Genomic DNA, 15,328 nt, shown 5'->3' on the forward strand with positions numbered 1-15,328 from the left:
AAGGGAGCCTCCATGAAGATCACCGACCACGTCTACATCGACGCCCCGGTGGACCGCGTGTTCGAGGTGTTTTGTGACCTAGACCGCGCCTCGGCCAACATCAGCGGCATCCTTTCCCTCGAAGTACTCGACGGCCCCGCGCAGTTAGATGTCGGCACGAAGTGGCGCGAAACCCGCAGCTTCGCGGGCAAAGAAGCCACCGAAGTGATGTGGGTTACCGACTACGAGCAGGATGTGACTTACACCGTTGACGCGGAGTCGCGCGGCACTCACTACCAAAGCATCTATTTGTTTATGCCCAGCCACGGCGGCACCCGCCTCGACTACCGCTTCACGATGACGCCGCTGACCTTCGGGGCACGCCTCCTGAGCGTCGTCGGGCTGCTGTTTCTCGGTGTCACAAAGAAAGCGCTGACTCAAGACCACCACGAGTTGAAGGTCGCCTGCGAAGCGCAGGCCTAACCACTACGGGCCCTCGGGTTACTTCTTTTTGGCCTGCAACGCCGCTTCGTAGAGTTCGCGCTTGCTCAACCCGGTCTGCTCGGCCACCTCGGTTGCCGCTTCTTTCAAGCGAGCACCGTCAGCGACGAGTGAGAGTACGTAGGTGACCGCGGTTGGCAGATCGGATGTCGCGGGAGCAGCGCCTTCGATCACGAGACAGATCTCGCCCCGGGCTCCATCTTTGAACTTCTCGGCGAGTTCCGCTGCGGTGCCACGAGCAACTTCTTCGTACATCTTCGTGAGTTCGCGGCAGACGACAGCGCGGCGGTCATCGCCGAGGGCGGTGGCGAGGTCGGCGAGCGCTGCGGGCAAACGGTTGGGGCTCTCGAAGAACACCATCGTGCGTTCTTCGCGAGCAAGACCACGGAAGTACGCGACCCGGCCCTTGCGTGGCAGGAAACCTTCGAAGCTGAAGCGGTCGGTGGGCAAGCCCGAAACCGCGAGGGCGGTGAGTACTGCACTCGGTCCGGGCAGAGCGGTAACGGTGACCCCGGCGGCGGCGGCGGCCGCAACGAGAGGGAATCCCGGGTCGCTGATGGCCGGCATCCCGGCATCGCTGAGAACAAGAACATCGGCATCGCGAGCCAGCTCGACGATCTCGGCGGCTTTCTCGGACTCATTGTGTTCATGCAGCGGAATGAGCCGCGGCCGGTTGTCGATGCCGAGAGCGCGCATGAGATGAATGGTCGTGCGGGTATCTTCGCTAGCGATCACCTCGGCGTTCGTGAGTGCCTCAATGAGACGCTGAGAAGCGTCGCCCAGATTGCCGATGGGAGTCGCCGCAAGAATGATCACTCCCCCATTCTCCCACCCGTCTTCGTCGCGTGCGGCGCGGCCGAAAATGGTCTGGGCCTGACGTGCGCAAAGCATCCGTTCTGAGGTCGTAGTGTTGCACTATGTCGACTCCCCCGCCCTTGAGAGGCACCCCTCTGGGCGCCGTGATGCTCGTTGTCTTCGGGCTCATTTTTCAAGACGTCGGAGCCTCGGTTGCTGTGCTGCTCTTTCCCGAGGTGGGGCCCGCGGGCATGGTCTCGCTGCGGCTCGTTTTTTCGGCGGCAATCCTTCTCGCCATCGCGCGCCCCAACCTGCGCGCGATCTCGAAACGCGCCTGGCTCATGGCTCTCGTTTTTGGTATTTCGCTCGGCGGAATGAACCTGCTGTTCTACGAAGCTCTCTCTCGAGTCGATCTCGGCGCGACCGTTACGATCGAAGTTCTCGGCCCTCTCGTGCTTTCTGTCATCGTCGCTCGTCGCGCCAGCGCCTGGCTGTGGGCGGTGCTCGCCTTCGCGGGGGTTGCCCTGCTGAGCCTCGGTAGCGTCGGGGCCCTTGACCCGGTCGGCGTCGCCTTCGCCCTCGCCGCCGCAGTGTCGTGGGCGGGCTACATTTTGGCGTCTCGCAAGACCGGCCAGGTCTTTGCTGGCTTGGATGGCCTCGCCATCGCCATGGCGATCGGCGCGATCATCAGCCTCCCCTTCGGCATCACCCAAGCGGGGAGCACGCTACTCGAGCCGTCAATTCTGGTGCGCGGTTTGGCGGTGGCGATTTGTTCCTCCGCGATCCCTTACGCCCTCGAACTCATTGCGCTGCGCCGCATCTCTGCTGCCGCCTTCTCGGTACTCATGGCACTGGCTCCGGCCATCGCGACAGGTGCGGGATTCTTCGTGCTCGGCCAAAACATCACGCTGGTGCAGGGATTCGGAATCGCGCTCGTGATCGCCGCCTCCATTGGGGCAGTGCGAGCGGCATCCCGTGTGCCGGGCGCCCCCGGAGCGGGGCCGAACGCACTACTGCCCGAAGAGACTCCGCTGTAACGCGAAGCTTCTCCGGGCAGTGAACACCGTGGGTGCGGATGCTGTGTGCTGCGGATGCTGCGTGGTGCAGATGCTCTGTGAATGCGGGTGTTAGCGGGCGGCTGGTACCGAGTCGCTGCTCGCGTCATCCGGTTCCGCAGCATGGATCGGGTGACTGCGCTCGAGGGCTGAACCCTCGACATCCACGCTCGGCAGGATGCGGTCGAGCCAGCGCGGCAACCACCACACGGACTTGCCGAACAGGTGCATCAGGGCCGGGACCAACATCATCCGCACCACGAAGGCGTCGAAGAGCACGCCGATGGCGAGGCCGAAGCCGAGCGGGCGGACGATCGCCAAGTGCGAGAACACGAAGCCGCCGAAGACAGCAATCATGATGATCGCGGCGGCGGTGACGACGGCACGACCGCTGCGGAGTCCGCTCATGACGGCGGCCCGCGCGGGCACTCCGTGAATGTACGCTTCGCGCATTCCCGAGACAAGGAACAGCTGGTAGTCCATCGCGAGACCGAACAGCACGCCCATGATGATGATCGGGGCGAAGTTCAGCAGCGGACCCGGATCGGTGACGCCGAAGAGCGCTCCCAACCAGCCCCACTGGTACACAGCGACCATCGAGCCGAACGCTGCGAGCAGCGACAGCACGTATCCCAGGGTCGCGATCACGGGCACGAGCAGCGAGCGGAACACCAGAATCAGGATGATCAGCGACAGGCCAACGACAACCGCGAGGTACAGCGGCAGCACGTTGGCGAGCTTCTCGGAGATGTCGATGTTTCCGCTAGCCGAGCCGGCAACGCCGAGCTCGATGTCTCCCGCGAGCGGAGAACTGTCGCGCAGTTCATGAACGAGTTCTCCCGTCGATACGCTCGTGGGCCCCTCCACCGGAACGACCTGGAACGCGAAGTAATCCCGCGCAGCGGAGACACCGATCGGTGCGACCGCTTCCACGTCATCGAAGGCCAACAACTGGTCGGCCAAATCGGCTTGAGTTTCGAGTTCCGCGTCCTCGGTAACACCGGCGGGAAGGGTCGCGGTCACCAGGAGGGTGCCGTTCTGACCAGCCCCAAATTCTTCGGCGATTGCCGTGTAGGTGCGGTACTGGGTCGAATCGGCAGGCTCTGACGAACCATCTGGGAGCCCCAAGCGCATCGAGAGCGCGGGGATCGCGACGATCAGCAGTCCGAGCGTCGCCACGATCAGCATGACCACCGCGCGGCTCGTGCGCATGGCGCGCGCCGGCGGAAGCACGTGCGATTCGTGACCGATGTTGGCGCGGGCCTTGCGAGAAAGAACTCGCTTGCCGAGAAGCGCCAGGAGCGCGGGAGTGAGGCTCACAGCGATCAGCACCGAGATGAGAACGCACACAGCGCCCACCGTTCCCATGACGCCGAGGAACGGGATGCCGCTGACGTTGAGAGCGAGCAGCGCCACCAGAACCGTCGACCCAGCGAAGAGCACCGCGTTGCCCGAGGTGCCGTTAGCGAGTCCGATCGACTCGTGAAGGTCCATGCCCGCCGCGAGTTGGCGACGGTGGCGCTGCACGATGAAGAGCGTGTAGTCGATACCGACCGCGAGGCCGAGCATCACGCCCAGAATCGGGGTGACGGAGGTCATATCGACAACGCCGGAGAAGGCGAGCGAACCCGCGACGCCCACCCCAACGCCAATGATCGAGGAGACGATCGGCAACGTTGCGGGCAAGAACGAGCGGAACAGCACGAGCAGAACCAGCCCGGCCAACAGCACACCGATGATCTCGCCGATGCCCAACAGACCATCGGTCGAGGTGGTGATGGATGACGAGTAGTCGACAGTGACGCCATCGATGTCGATGGCATCCAGTGCGGCCGCAATCTCGCTCTTCGTCTCGCCCGAGAGGTCAAGTAGTTCGCTGTCGAACGTGATCAGGCCGAGTGCTGTGGCCCCGTCGTCGGAGACGAAGCTGATGGCCGAGGCGGCATCCAGAAGGCGTTCGCCAAAGCCGAGTTCTCGCTCTTGCTTGCCTAGTTCGATGATGTTTTGGTCGATAGTGGTCTGCTGGGCGTCGAGCTCGGCCTTGCCAGCATCGAGCTGAGCCTGCTGCGCTTCGAACTGCGCTATCGAGGCGTCGTAGAAGCCGGCGGCTGTGGCCTGCTCGATGGCAGCGTCCAGTTGAGCCTGGCCTGCTTCGAGCTGTTGAAGCCCCGCGTCGAGTTGGTCTTGGCCGTCGGAGAGTTGCTGCTTGCCGGTATCGATTTGTTCGCGGCCGTCCACGATCTGTTGCGCTTGTTCGGCTCGCTGGGCGTCAGTCTCGAAGGGGTCAATGACGGCGCTGACATCGTTCTGCGCAGTGAGCTCGGCGAGAGCATCCGTAATCTCGCTGCGCTGCGTGTCTGAGAAAGCGCTGCCGTCTTCTGAACCAAACACGACGGTCGCAGAGATGCCGCCAACATCACCCAGTTGGTCGGTGAGCTCGGAGGCCACGCGCTCAGTTTCGGTGCCGGGAATTGTCATGGTCGACGAAAGCGTGCCGCCGAAGAGGGCGAAGCCACCAACCGCGAGGCCGAGCACGGCGAGCCAGCTGACAATAAAGAGCCAGGCGCGGCGGGCCGAAAGGCGGCCAAGGCGGTACAGGAATTCAGCCATGCTGAAGAAAACCTCTCGTAGGGAACACAAAAACGAGCACGTCTTCGGGCTGCGCTCTATGATATTTCGCCGCGCCTGAGTTTTCCAACAATTGTCGGAAAACTCACCCGTTGTGGGGCATTGTTCTGCAAGAATCGAGCAATGGACGCCCGAGTCGAACGCACCAGGCGAAGCCTGCAGCAGGCACTTTTCGCTCTCGCCCAGGAGCAACCATTCGATGAAGTTACCGTCGCCGAAATCGTGGAACGCGCGGGAGTCAACCGCAGCAGCTTCTACCAGCACTACGCCGACAAAGAGACGCTGCTGGCTTTCGCGATCGAAGCTGCCGCCGACGAAGCGGGAGTGCAACTGGTTGACCTCGACCCTCTCAGCACCGATCCACCACCGGCCCTACTGAACTACCTCGAGCACCTCGACGGAAACGCCGCCATCTATGCCAGCGCGCTCGGCCCCCGCGGCTCAGCGTTTGTGGCGTCGCGACTGCGAACACGCCTCAATCTCATCGTGCGCCAAGGAATCCTCGATCACGACCCCACCGCCCCCGACGGCGTGCGCCTCGACATCGCGAGTGCCAGCATTACCGGTGCAACCTTCGGAATCATCGACGCCTGGCTCGCTATGACACCCCGACCGCCGGCGCGCACCGCCGCCGACTGGATCTGGCAGACCTTCACCGCGCCCCACGAACGCGCGACGCTGAGTACGATTGCGGAGTGAACCAGAGCAAACCGCGCGACTTCGACGCCATTCTGGCGAGTGATTCGCCGTGGCTTTCGACTACGCCTGACGCGGATGCTGGTGCAGGTCATGGTGAAGATACGCCTGCGCCGGCGGACGGCGCTGATGCGGAGCACCCCGATTCCGTCGGTCGCCGCTACGCCGCCGCGGGCTCGCGCCTTGACGACTGGTGGGCAGCGAGAAGCCCGCTAACCCGCCGCTGGCTCGGGTGGGCGGGGCCGGTGATCGTGGTGCTGATCGCGGCGTTCACGCGACTGGTGGGCCTCGGGCATCCGTCGTCGCTGGTGTTCGATGAGACCTTCTATGTGAAGGATTCGTGGACTCTCGTGAACCTCGGCTACGAGGCGCAGTGGCCGACCGAAGCTGACGCGCTCTTCAACAGCGGCAAGGTCAACATTTTCCTCAACGATCCGTCGTTTGTGGTGCATCCACCGCTCGGAAAGTGGCTGATCGGATTGGGCATGCTGCCGGGCGGCGGCGAAGACCCGTTCGGCTGGCGCATCGCGACAGCCATCGTCGGCATCCTCGCGGTCGTCGTGCTCATGCTGATCGCCAAGAAACTGTTCGGCTCCACGCTGCTCGCGACGCTCGCCGGGCTGCTGATGGCGATCGACGGCAATGCGATTGTCATGAGCCGGATCGCGCTGCTCGACAATTTCGTCATGATCTTTGCCTTGCTCGGCGTCGGCGCCATGCTGCTCGATCGGGAGCACTCGGCCACGCGGCTGGCACTGTGGATCAGTCGTCGCGGGCTCCGCGGCGCGAACACCGAATGGGGCCCGGCACTGTGGTGGCGACCGTGGCTCATTCTCGCCGCTGTCGCCTTCGGGCTTGCCGCCGCCGTCAAGTGGAATGGCCTCTACTTCTTGGCCGCTTTCGCGGTCTACAGCCTCGTGGTGGATGCTCTCGCTCGCCGTCAGGCTGGCATCGTCTTCTGGGGTTCCGGCACGCTCTTCAAGCAAGCCCCCGTGAGTTTTCTGCTCACCGTTCCGGTCGCGCTGCTCGTGTACCTCAGCACGTGGGCGGGCTGGTTTCTCAGCGACAACGGCTACGACCGCGACTGGGCCGAATCCGACAGCAATGCGTGGACAGGCGTTCTCAGTTGGGTGCCCCTCGACATCCAGAGCCTGTGGCATTTTCAGTCGAGCGTCTACAGCTATCACGTGGGTGAAACCCGACCCCACCCCTACCAAGCGAACCCGCTGACCTGGTTACTGCTGATCCGCCCGACGAGCATGTTCTACGAAAACGTTGCGCGCGGCGACGACGGTTGTCTCGCGGATGCCTGCGGCGCCTCGATCTCCGGAATCGCCAACCCGATCATTTGGTGGGCTGCGACCGCCGCCATGCTGTACCTCGTGTACCGACTGGTGCGCTACCGCCAGTGGCAGACCGGGTTCATTCTGATGGGCGTCGCCGCCGGTTACCTGCCCTGGTTGCTCTATCTGAACCGCACCGTCTTCCAGTTCTACACAATCGTGTTCGAGCCGTACCTGATCTTGGCGTTGGTCGCCGCGCTCGGGGTGATCCTCGGCACGCAAGACGACGACCGGTATCGGCGCACGAGTGGCCTGGGCGTTGTAGCCGTATTTGTGGTCGTCGCCATCGCTGTCAGCGTCTTCTTCTGGCCGCTCTGGACCGGTCAGGTCATCGACTACGACCTGCTGCGCCTGCGCTGGTGGTTGCCGACCTGGGTCTAGGCCAGCGGCCGCGGCGTGCTACCGCTTCGGGGTGCTACCCCGGTCGCGGTGCAGACCCACGCGAGTGCGGACCAGCCACTTCGTGGCGTTCTGTTACGTCGCGGACGCGGCTGCGGCATCCGGTTGGGTAGCCTGTGGCTATGGCTGAGCAGAGCGGTTCCGACCGCAACTATGGTTTTCGCACGCGCGCAATTCACGCGGGCAACATTCCCGATGCGGCGACGGGCGCTCGCGCTCTGCCGATTTACCAGACCAGCGCCTATGTCTTCGATGACACCGCGGATGCCGCCGCCCGCTTTGCCCTGCAGAAGTACGGCAACATCTATTCCCGGCTTGCTAACCCGACGGTCGCCAGCTTCGAGGAACGGGTCGCGTCGCTCGAGGGCGGACTCGGCGCCGTTGCCACCGGCAGCGGACTGAGCGCACAGTTCATCACCTTCGCCGCCCTCGCCGGTGCGGGCGATCACATCGTCTCGAGCGCCAACCTCTATGGCGGTTCTATTACTCAGTTGGATGTCACGCTGCGTCGTTTTGGCGTCGAAACCACGTTCGTGCGCTCCGCCGACCCCGCCGACTATGCGGCGGCGATCACCCCAAAGACGAAGCTGATCTTTGCGGAGACCATCGCGAACCCGTCCGGCGAGATTGCGGACATTGAGGGACTCGCTGAAGTCGCGCATGCGCACAACATCCCCCTCGTGATCGATTCCACGGTCGCGACCCCGTATCTGAGCCGCCCGATCGAGTGGGGCGCCGACGTGATCACGCATTCGGCGACGAAGTTTTTAGGTGGCGCGGGCACGACTCTGGGCGGTGTGGTCGTGGAGAGCGGCCGCTTCGACTGGGCCAACGAGCACTTCCCGCTCTTCGATGAGCCCGTTCCGAGCTATGGCGGCCTCAACTGGAGCGGAAACTTTGGCGAATACGCCTTTCTCACCCGCCTGCGCGCTGAGCAGCTGCGCGACATCGGCCCGGCTCTCGCCCCGCACTCGGCCTGGTTGCTCGCGACCGGCGTCGAGACGCTTCCCTTCCGGATGCAAGCCCACGTCGACAACGCGCGCATCGTCGCCGAGTGGCTCGAGGCCGACCCGCGCATCGAGACGGTGTACTGGGCTGGGCTGCCCGGGCATCCGCACTTCGAGCGTGCTCAGAAGTATTTGCCGAAGGGCGCCGGTTCGGTGTTCTCGTTTGAGGTGCGCGCGACGGGCACGCAGGGCAGCCGGGAGGTGGGCCAAAAGTTCATCGAGAGCGTGGAGCTGGCCAGCCACCTTGCCAACATTGGCGACGCGAAAACGTTGGTGATTCATCCCGCGTCGACGACGCACGCACAGCTCACCGAGCAGCAGCTCATCGACGGCGGCGTGCTGCCGGGTGTCGTGCGCATCAGCGTGGGTATCGAAGACCCCGAAGATATCATCGCCGACCTCGACCAGGCGTTGACCGCTGCGACGAAGGGCTAACGATGTCGGCCGAAGAAGTGCAAACCACCCAACTCAGCAATGGGCTCACCTGCGACCTGCCCGCGAGCTCTCCGCTCGCGAAGTTGCTCAAGTCGCAGCGCACCTGGGTGGGGCCGGATGCCAAAAAACGTGCCGCCATCCTGCGCGGCGCCAAGTCGATTGCGATTGTCGGGGCCTCCCCCAATCCCTCACGGTCGAGCTATTTCGTGGGCACCTACCTGTTGCAGTCCACCGACTACCGCGTGTACTTCGTGAACCCCAACGCCGACACAATTCTGGGCCAGAAGGCCTACCCCGACCTGGCTTCGCTGCCCGAAGTGCCCGACATCGTGGATGTGTTCCGCAAGGCCAGCGACATCCCCGCCGTGATCGATGACGTGCTCGCGATCGGTGCGAAAGCGGTCTGGGTGCAGCTCGGCATCTGGAACGAAGAAGCCGCCGTCTACGGCGAATCGCAGGGGCTGACGATCGTCATGGACCGCTGCCTCAAAGTCGAACACGCGCGCTTCAACGGCGGACTCAACCTCATGGGCTTCGACACCGGGGTTATTTCCTCGCGTCGCGCGGGGCGCTAGGCCGACGGAGCCGAATCTCCGTCGAGCTTCTCCCGCACGCTCATCCACGCCGCCCGATCCTCATCGAGTCGTTTCAGGATTTCATGCAGTTCAGCGATCACGATTGACTGCTGCTGGTTGAGGGCAAACACCTCTTCGATGTCAGCCTTTGCCGCGGCATCCACGTCGTAATCGTGTTGGGCAAGCGCCGCAGAAATGCTGTCTTGGCGCTTGGCGGAGATCAGCAGGATCGCCCCTTGGAGACCCGCCAACATGCTCAGAAACAGGTTCAGCAGAATATAGGGATACGGATCCCACGTTGCCGCCGTGAGCGAATTCACGCCAGCCCAGATCAGCATGAACGCCATGAAGCTGATCACAAAGGTCCAGCTGCCCATCGAATTACGCAGCGTGTCAGCCGCTCGCTGACCGGTCGTGAGCGAGTCATCGTGGGCTCGGTGCCAGTTACGGGGTTTACGCGCGCTCATGATCTTCATGCAGCACAGCCTAGATCGCTAGTGTCCTGAGGTCACTCGCCGCGACGGTTCCGGTGTCGACGAGTCTCGTGCAGTAACTTAGCGGTATGGCTGTGGCTCAGACTCGACGCGCTCGCGCCGCCCGACGCCGCAAACGTCGAGTGGATGCCGCCGACAACGACCTCACCGCCGAGCAGTGGATCGAGATCGCTCGTGAGTGGGGTGGCTGCGCCTACTGCGCCGCAACCGACTCCCCGCTACAAAAGGACTGCGTTCAGCCGATCTCCCGCGGCGGCAGTTACACCGTCGGCAACGTCGTGCCCGCGTGCGGCTCGTGCAATGCAAGCAAAAGCAACAGCGAGGTGACCTCGTGGATGCGCCGCAAGCGCCTCGACGAACGTGCCTTCCTCACGCAGTATGTACACGTGCGGCAGGCACTCGGGATTCTGTAGCTCGCCCGCGCGGTTACCCCTCGCGGTTGCGCAGAACACCCTTATGTACATTTTTAGGTCGTAAACGTACAATTGAGCCATGTCGACCACCAGCATCGCGGATGCCCGCAAGAATTTCTCCGAGGTCATCGCCACGTCAGAGCGCGAAGCAGTTTTCATCGAGCGCCGTGGGCAGCGCGCGGCCGTTGTCGTAAGCCCAGAGCAGTATGAACGCATGATGGATGCGCTAGAAGATGCTGAAGACGTTGCTGCCTTTGACGAAGCGATGGCCGATGAAGGCCCGAACATTCCCTGGGATCAAGTCAAGGCAGATCTGGGCTGGTAGTGGCTTATCGCATTGAGATCACGCCCGCCGCGGCGCGCGCTCTCAAACGAGTCGATCACCAGCATCGCGACAGAATTCGTGGGGCCATAGCGCTGCTCGGCCACGACCCGCGGCCTCCCGGCGCCAAGGCACTTCAGGGGCGACCCGGTTTTCGCGTGCGCATCGGCGACTACCGCATCGTCTACACAATTCAGGATGAGGTGCTGCTCGTCGTTGTCGTCACCCTCGGGCATCGACGCGACGTCTACAACCGCTAGTTAGTGCTCAGCAGTGCGGTCAGCGCAGCCACATCGGTGAGCGGCAGTCGGCACACAAACTCTTCGCAGAGGTACGCCGTCGGCTGACCGCCGGTCGCGGTGCGAGCAGCAAACAACTCGAAACCGGATGCCGCAAAAGCGTCGCCCTGAGCCTGCGAGACCGCAACACCAATGCCTCCAGCGCGGTGCAGCGTGCGGGCCAGACTCGTGAGCTCGCCGTTCACCTCATCCCCGGCAACGACGACGAGCTGGCGCAGGGGTGCACCGAGCTCCGACATGAGGGTGAGGGCGGTTCCGAACGAGATGGGTTGCTGGGCTGCGAGTTGGCCGACCAACTTCATGGATGCCTCGGCGGCATCCCGGTATTGGGCGTCGCCGGTGAGAGCGAAGAGGGTGTGCGCGGCGGCGGCCATGGCGCTGAGACCGCTGGGGTGGGCTCCATCGCTGATGTCAGCTTCGGTCGAAAGACCTTGCGCGGCGAGCACGGAGTCGCTGCCGCCGGGGAGGCCGAAGGGCGAGCTTCCCGAGCCCGCCGCTCCGGCTGCGAGCGCCCCGTCGATGAGGTCGCGGGCGGCGATTGCGTAGCGAACTTCGCCGGTCGCGATCGAGAGTTCGAGCAGGCCTTGGGCGAGCATTCCGCTGTCTTCGAGGGTTGCAGCCGCGTCGGAGAGGATGCCGTCGATGGAGGTGCGCACGAGCCGCTCCCCTGCGACGCCGGCAACCGCAGTCGCAGTCGAGCCGTCGTCAGCACCAGCACCTGAGCCCGTCCCGTCGTCAGCACCCGAGCCGGCCCGGCCCACATGCTCAGCGAGCAAGAAGTCAGCGGCACCGCGAGCCAGCGCGATCCACTCGGCGTTGCCGAAACGAGCGCCAGCCAAGGCGAGAGCTTCGATCGCCAGACCGTTCCAGCCTGTGAGAATCTTGTCGTCGCGGGGCGGGGCTTCGACGCGGGCGCGGCTTGCGGCATCCAGCGAATAGTAGAAGCCTTCGACGCGTTTGCCGTCGACGGTGCTTTCGGAGTCGAGGCCCGACGCGAAGGCTCCTGAGGGCAGCAGCAACCGGTCGCGCAAGAACTCGGCAACGCCGGTGGCGATCTCGGCGGAGTCGGCGAGCGCGTAGGTGGCGAGCAGTTGGGCGTTGTCGTAGAGCATGCGTTCGTAGTGCGGGTCGGTCCAGTCCGCCTGGGTGGAGTAGCGGAAGAAGCCGCCATCGACCGGGTCACGCAGGGCGGATGCCGCCATCGCCTTCAGCGTGCGGTCGGCAAGGCCGGCTGCCTCGGGCGAGTGTTCGGCGGAGCGGGCACCGCGATCGAGAAGGAATCGCAGCACCGGCGTGACCGGAAATTTGGGGGCGTCACCGAATCCGCCGTGCTCGAGATCTTCGGCCGCGGCGAGCGCATCGATCACGTCAGCAAAGTCGGTGACGAGTTCGCTCTCCACACCGCGGCTCTGGGCGAGCGCCTGAGCAATCGCGGCCCCGCTCGTCTCCACTTGCTCACGCCGCGCGGTCCACGCCTCCGTCACCGATTCGAGCACTTGCCGAAATGCCGGATGCTGCCCCACCGCGGTCGGCGGCCAGTAGGTGCCGGCAAAGAAGGCTCGCCCCGCGGGGGTGACGAAGACGTTGAGGGGCCAGCCCAAGTTGGGCGTGAAGGCGGATGCCGCCGCCAGATAGGTGGAGTCCACTTCGGCGTGCTCTTCGCGGTCGACCTTGATCGCCACAAAGTTGTCGTTGAGGTAGGCGGCCAGCACGGGGTCGCTGAAGGATTCGCGCGCCATCACGTGACACCAGTGACAGGTGGAGTAGCCGATGGAGACCAGCACGGGCACATCGCGGCGTTGCGCTTCGGCAAAAGCTTCGGCAGACCACTCCCACCAGTGAACCGGATTGGTGGCGTGTGATCTCAGGTACGGACTCGCAGCAGATTCCAGACGATTGGGCATAGTCTCAGAGTATGTCGAAGTTGACCGTGACCTACATTGGTGGCCCCACCGCGTTGCTCGAATATGCGGGATTGCGCATCGTGACTGATCCCACCTTTGATGCCCCGCAGCTTTACCCCGACGAGGGCGGCGTGCCGCTCACCAAGACGGCGGGTCCGGCACTGAGCCGAGCGGATGTCGGCGCTGTCGACCTCGTGTTGCTGTCGCATCACGAACACCAAGACAACCTCGACTATGAGGGACTCGAACTTCTTGCCTCCGGCGTACTGACGATCAGCACCATGAAGGCGGGCTCTGACCTCTTCGGCGGCGGCGTTGTCGGCCTCGACTCGTGGGAATCCCGCGAAGTCGGCGCCGTGACCGTCACCGCAGTGCCGGCCCTGCATGGCCCTCCCGGTGCGGAAGCCCGCGTCGGCCCGGTCACCGGTTTCGTGCTGCAGGCCGAGGGCGAACCCACCATCTACGTCAGCGGCGACAACGCTTCCCTGCCGCTCGTGCAGCAAATCGCAGACCGCTTCCCCGACATCAGCATCGCGGTGCTCTTCGCCGGTGCTGCCCGCATCTCCGCCGTCAACGGCCCTCTCACGTTGACCTCAGCGGATGCCGCAGAAGCCGCCCAAATCTTGGGCGTCGACCATGTGGTTGGCCTCCATACCGAGGGCTGGGAACACTTCACCGAAACCCGTGCCGACCTTGAAGCCGCGTTCGCGGGGACCGGGTTCCTCGTGGAGACGCCGGCCGGGGTTGCGGTGGAGGTTTTCTCCAAACGCTGAGTTAGAACATCGACACCACCTCTGCCAGTTCTCTGACCACATGATCGAGCGCGGTCTAGTTCGCACACGTCGTTTTCAGAGTTCTCAGTAACGTTAGTGAATGGTTCAGCAACTCTCGGTGCTTCGTCTTGTTCGCAGTGATGTCGCTCTCGGCAACGCTCGTGGCCAGTCCAGTGAGCGGGGACATTTTCTGGTAGGTGAGCTTCCCTAAATATGTCTCCTAAGCTATATTTGTGAGCAAGAAGGGTGGAGATCAGTATGGCAAACGCATCTACGTTGGTTCGCGCCGCCCGAAAAAGTCGACGCCTCACTCAGGAGCAGCTTGCTTCTCGTTCCTCGATCGATCAGGGCAGCGTTTCTCGCTCAGAACGAGGGCGCGATGCAAGCTTCGACACGATTGACCGCCTCTTAGCTGGAGCGGGGCACCGGCTGTATTCCGCCCCCACTCGCCGGGACGACGCTGCAACCGCCGCTACCGAAATCCGTCACCAGCTCGCAGCCGGCGACAAGGACAGGGCGCTTCGGGCCCTGCTGCAACTCAACGACAACCTTGTCGCCGAGCACGGACTGATTCGCGGAGTCCTCGGGCTTGCCGAGCCCGAGTCGACTCGCGACCCGGTGTGGGATGCCGCACTAGCAGCGCTTGTAGCGTGGCGACTTGCAGACGAGGGCATTCCTCTGCCGCAGTGGGTTGATCTCCCCCACCGGTTCCTCGGCAAACACCGAACTCTTGACGTGGATCCTGCGGACCCTGTTGCTCCACTCGCAGAAGTCCCTGCCGAGTTCGCTAAACGCGGCGTCCTTGCGTGGCGTGACACGTTCGAGAGCGTGTAGTCGTGGCAACCACTCTCGACAGGGATGACATCATCACCGGATTGCGTGAACTCATTGCGGAGCTACGCGCGGAGGGCGAAGTGGCAGGAATCCGGTTGGTCGGCGGAGCGGCGCTTTCGTTGCGCTAGTTCGACCGCGGGACCACCCAAGATCTCGATTCACTGCACGTTCGCCCGGGGAGTGATGCTGCGGTCGCATCAGCCGCCGCTCGCGTTGCGCAACGCCACGATTGGGATCCCACCTGGCTCAATTTTGAAGTCACCAAAGCGGATGCTCTGCCGACCCTCGGCCGCGCTGTTGAATGGGACACGCTCTATGATCGCGACGACATCGTGATTCAGGTCGCATCCAAAGAGGCACTCTTGGCGATGAAACTGCGCGCCAACCGCCCCGGTCGCGACACCCGCGACATTCGACTACTCGTGAGCTTGTGCGAGATAAGTTCCCTCGACGAGGCCGACGAGTTATACGAAGATTTCTATCCGGGAGACAGTCTCGGCCCCCGAGCGATATCGATGGTGACCGCTATTTTGGCCGAGGGGATAACTGATTCCCCTCTGCAGCCTGGGCCGATCAACCTATGAAGCTACTCCAGCGAATTACCGTCACGTTTCGTCGTTGGCTCCACACTTTCAGACGCCTCCGAACTACGTGCCACCGCTTTGTCGAGAGCAACGTGTTCGCGCCTGCCGGAGCACCCGCCACCGCCGTCGACAACAACCGGTCAGAGGCGTCATAACAGTACCCAGTGGTGATCGGGATGACCGCCTCAGTTAGCCGACCAGCCGCATCGAATGTGTAGGTCGAGGTCTCGGTACGCGGATCAGCCACCCACGAATCAGTGAGAGTGTTCTGCATGATCCGGCCCGACTGCGA

Annotated in this window: 18 protein-coding genes; 13 read left to right on the plus strand and 5 right to left on the minus strand. The window is 63.6% G+C overall.

The annotated features are described in order from the left end of the window. The first annotated feature begins 12 nt into the window (after positions 1–12). Positions 13–462: an SRPBCC family protein gene (locus I6E58_RS12810; RefSeq protein WP_197134336.1), complete on the plus strand. Its 450-nt coding sequence runs from the start codon at positions 13–15 to the stop codon at positions 460–462. An 18-nt stretch (positions 463–480) separates the two neighbouring features. On the opposite strand, the gene rsmI is transcribed toward I6E58_RS12810, so the two are convergent. Further along, positions 481–1,296, minus strand: a complete 816-nt coding sequence (rsmI, locus tag I6E58_RS12815; RefSeq protein WP_197134339.1) for a 16S rRNA (cytidine(1402)-2'-O)-methyltransferase — start codon at positions 1,294–1,296, stop codon at positions 481–483. A gap of 146 nt (positions 1,297–1,442) precedes the next feature. Between rsmI and I6E58_RS12820 the strand changes: the two genes are divergently transcribed. After that, positions 1,443–2,312, plus strand: coding sequence for a DMT family transporter (locus I6E58_RS12820; protein ID WP_129073623.1), 870 nt, complete (start codon positions 1,443–1,445; stop codon positions 2,310–2,312). Between the two features lie 90 nt (positions 2,313–2,402). On the opposite strand, the gene I6E58_RS12825 is transcribed toward I6E58_RS12820, so the two are convergent. Further along, entirely contained in the window at positions 2,403–4,940 is a 2,538-nt protein-coding gene (locus I6E58_RS12825; protein WP_197134342.1) for an MMPL family transporter, read from the minus strand. A gap of 141 nt (positions 4,941–5,081) precedes the next feature. On the opposite strand from I6E58_RS12825, the gene I6E58_RS12830 reads away from it, so the two are divergent. The 4 genes from I6E58_RS12830 to I6E58_RS12845 all read left to right on the plus strand — a co-directional run bounded on the left by I6E58_RS12830 (position 5,082) and on the right by I6E58_RS12845 (position 9,413). Then, complete coding sequence (locus I6E58_RS12830; RefSeq protein ID WP_197134345.1) at positions 5,082–5,657, plus strand: TetR/AcrR family transcriptional regulator; 576 nt, start codon at positions 5,082–5,084, stop codon at positions 5,655–5,657. After that, complete coding sequence (locus tag I6E58_RS12835) at positions 5,654–7,378, plus strand: dolichyl-phosphate-mannose--protein mannosyltransferase (RefSeq protein ID WP_197134362.1); 1,725 nt, start codon at positions 5,654–5,656, stop codon at positions 7,376–7,378. Before I6E58_RS12830 ends, I6E58_RS12835 begins: the two co-directional genes overlap by 4 nt. A gap of 140 nt (positions 7,379–7,518) precedes the next feature. Beyond that, positions 7,519–8,838, plus strand: a complete 1,320-nt coding sequence (locus I6E58_RS12840; protein ID WP_197134364.1) for an O-acetylhomoserine aminocarboxypropyltransferase/cysteine synthase family protein — start codon at positions 7,519–7,521, stop codon at positions 8,836–8,838. A gap of 2 nt (positions 8,839–8,840) precedes the next feature. Continuing rightward, entirely contained in the window at positions 8,841–9,413 is a 573-nt protein-coding gene (locus tag I6E58_RS12845) for a CoA-binding protein (protein WP_197134366.1), read from the plus strand. On the opposite strand, the gene I6E58_RS12850 is transcribed toward I6E58_RS12845, so the two are convergent. Further along, positions 9,410–9,889: a DUF1003 domain-containing protein gene (locus I6E58_RS12850; protein WP_197134368.1), complete on the minus strand. Its 480-nt coding sequence runs from the start codon at positions 9,887–9,889 to the stop codon at positions 9,410–9,412. The two genes, I6E58_RS12845 and I6E58_RS12850, sit on opposite strands and share 4 nt — an antisense overlap. Positions 9,890–9,975: 86 nt before the next feature. Between I6E58_RS12850 and I6E58_RS12855 the strand changes: the two genes are divergently transcribed. The 3 genes from I6E58_RS12855 to I6E58_RS12865 all read left to right on the plus strand — a co-directional run bounded on the left by I6E58_RS12855 (position 9,976) and on the right by I6E58_RS12865 (position 10,902). Further along, positions 9,976–10,320: an HNH endonuclease gene (locus I6E58_RS12855; RefSeq protein ID WP_197134370.1), complete on the plus strand. Its 345-nt coding sequence runs from the start codon at positions 9,976–9,978 to the stop codon at positions 10,318–10,320. Between the two features lie 79 nt (positions 10,321–10,399). Then, positions 10,400–10,645, plus strand: coding sequence for a type II toxin-antitoxin system Phd/YefM family antitoxin (locus I6E58_RS12860; RefSeq protein ID WP_197134372.1), 246 nt, complete (start codon positions 10,400–10,402; stop codon positions 10,643–10,645). Continuing rightward, complete coding sequence (locus tag I6E58_RS12865) at positions 10,645–10,902, plus strand: type II toxin-antitoxin system RelE/ParE family toxin (RefSeq protein ID WP_197134374.1); 258 nt, start codon at positions 10,645–10,647, stop codon at positions 10,900–10,902. The genes I6E58_RS12860 and I6E58_RS12865 overlap by 1 nt, the downstream gene beginning before the upstream one ends. On the opposite strand, the gene I6E58_RS12870 is transcribed toward I6E58_RS12865, so the two are convergent. Further along, on the minus strand, positions 10,899–12,845 hold the full coding sequence (locus tag I6E58_RS12870; protein ID WP_197134377.1) for a thioredoxin domain-containing protein: 1,947 nt from the start codon (positions 12,843–12,845) through the stop codon (positions 10,899–10,901). The genes I6E58_RS12865 and I6E58_RS12870 overlap by 4 nt on opposite strands. Before the next feature lie 11 nt (positions 12,846–12,856). On the opposite strand from I6E58_RS12870, the gene I6E58_RS12875 reads away from it, so the two are divergent. From I6E58_RS12875 to I6E58_RS12885, 4 genes are all read left to right on the plus strand, one after another. Beyond that, a complete protein-coding gene (locus I6E58_RS12875) occupies positions 12,857–13,618 on the plus strand; it encodes an MBL fold metallo-hydrolase (RefSeq protein WP_197134380.1) in 762 nt (253 codons plus the stop codon). Positions 13,619–13,876: 258 nt separating this feature from the next. Continuing rightward, positions 13,877–14,452: a helix-turn-helix domain-containing protein gene (locus I6E58_RS12880; protein ID WP_197134383.1), complete on the plus strand. Its 576-nt coding sequence runs from the start codon at positions 13,877–13,879 to the stop codon at positions 14,450–14,452. 2 nt (positions 14,453–14,454) lie between these two features. After that, complete coding sequence (locus I6E58_RS14380) at positions 14,455–14,580, plus strand: hypothetical protein (protein WP_255531574.1); 126 nt, start codon at positions 14,455–14,457, stop codon at positions 14,578–14,580. Positions 14,581–14,784: 204 nt separating this feature from the next. Then, the gene (locus I6E58_RS12885; RefSeq protein ID WP_197134386.1) at positions 14,785–15,036 is read left to right on the plus strand and encodes a hypothetical protein; all 252 of its coding nucleotides are present in this window, start codon (positions 14,785–14,787) and stop codon (positions 15,034–15,036) included. Here I6E58_RS12885 and I6E58_RS14230 read toward each other — a convergent pair. Then, on the minus strand, positions 15,026–15,328 hold a 303-nt coding region (locus I6E58_RS14230; protein WP_231595633.1), incomplete at its 5' end, for a hypothetical protein. The two genes, I6E58_RS12885 and I6E58_RS14230, sit on opposite strands and share 11 nt — an antisense overlap.

The organism is Salinibacterium sp. SWN1162 (genome assembly GCF_015864675.1).
Lineage (GTDB): Bacteria > Actinomycetota > Actinomycetes > Actinomycetales > Microbacteriaceae > Rhodoglobus.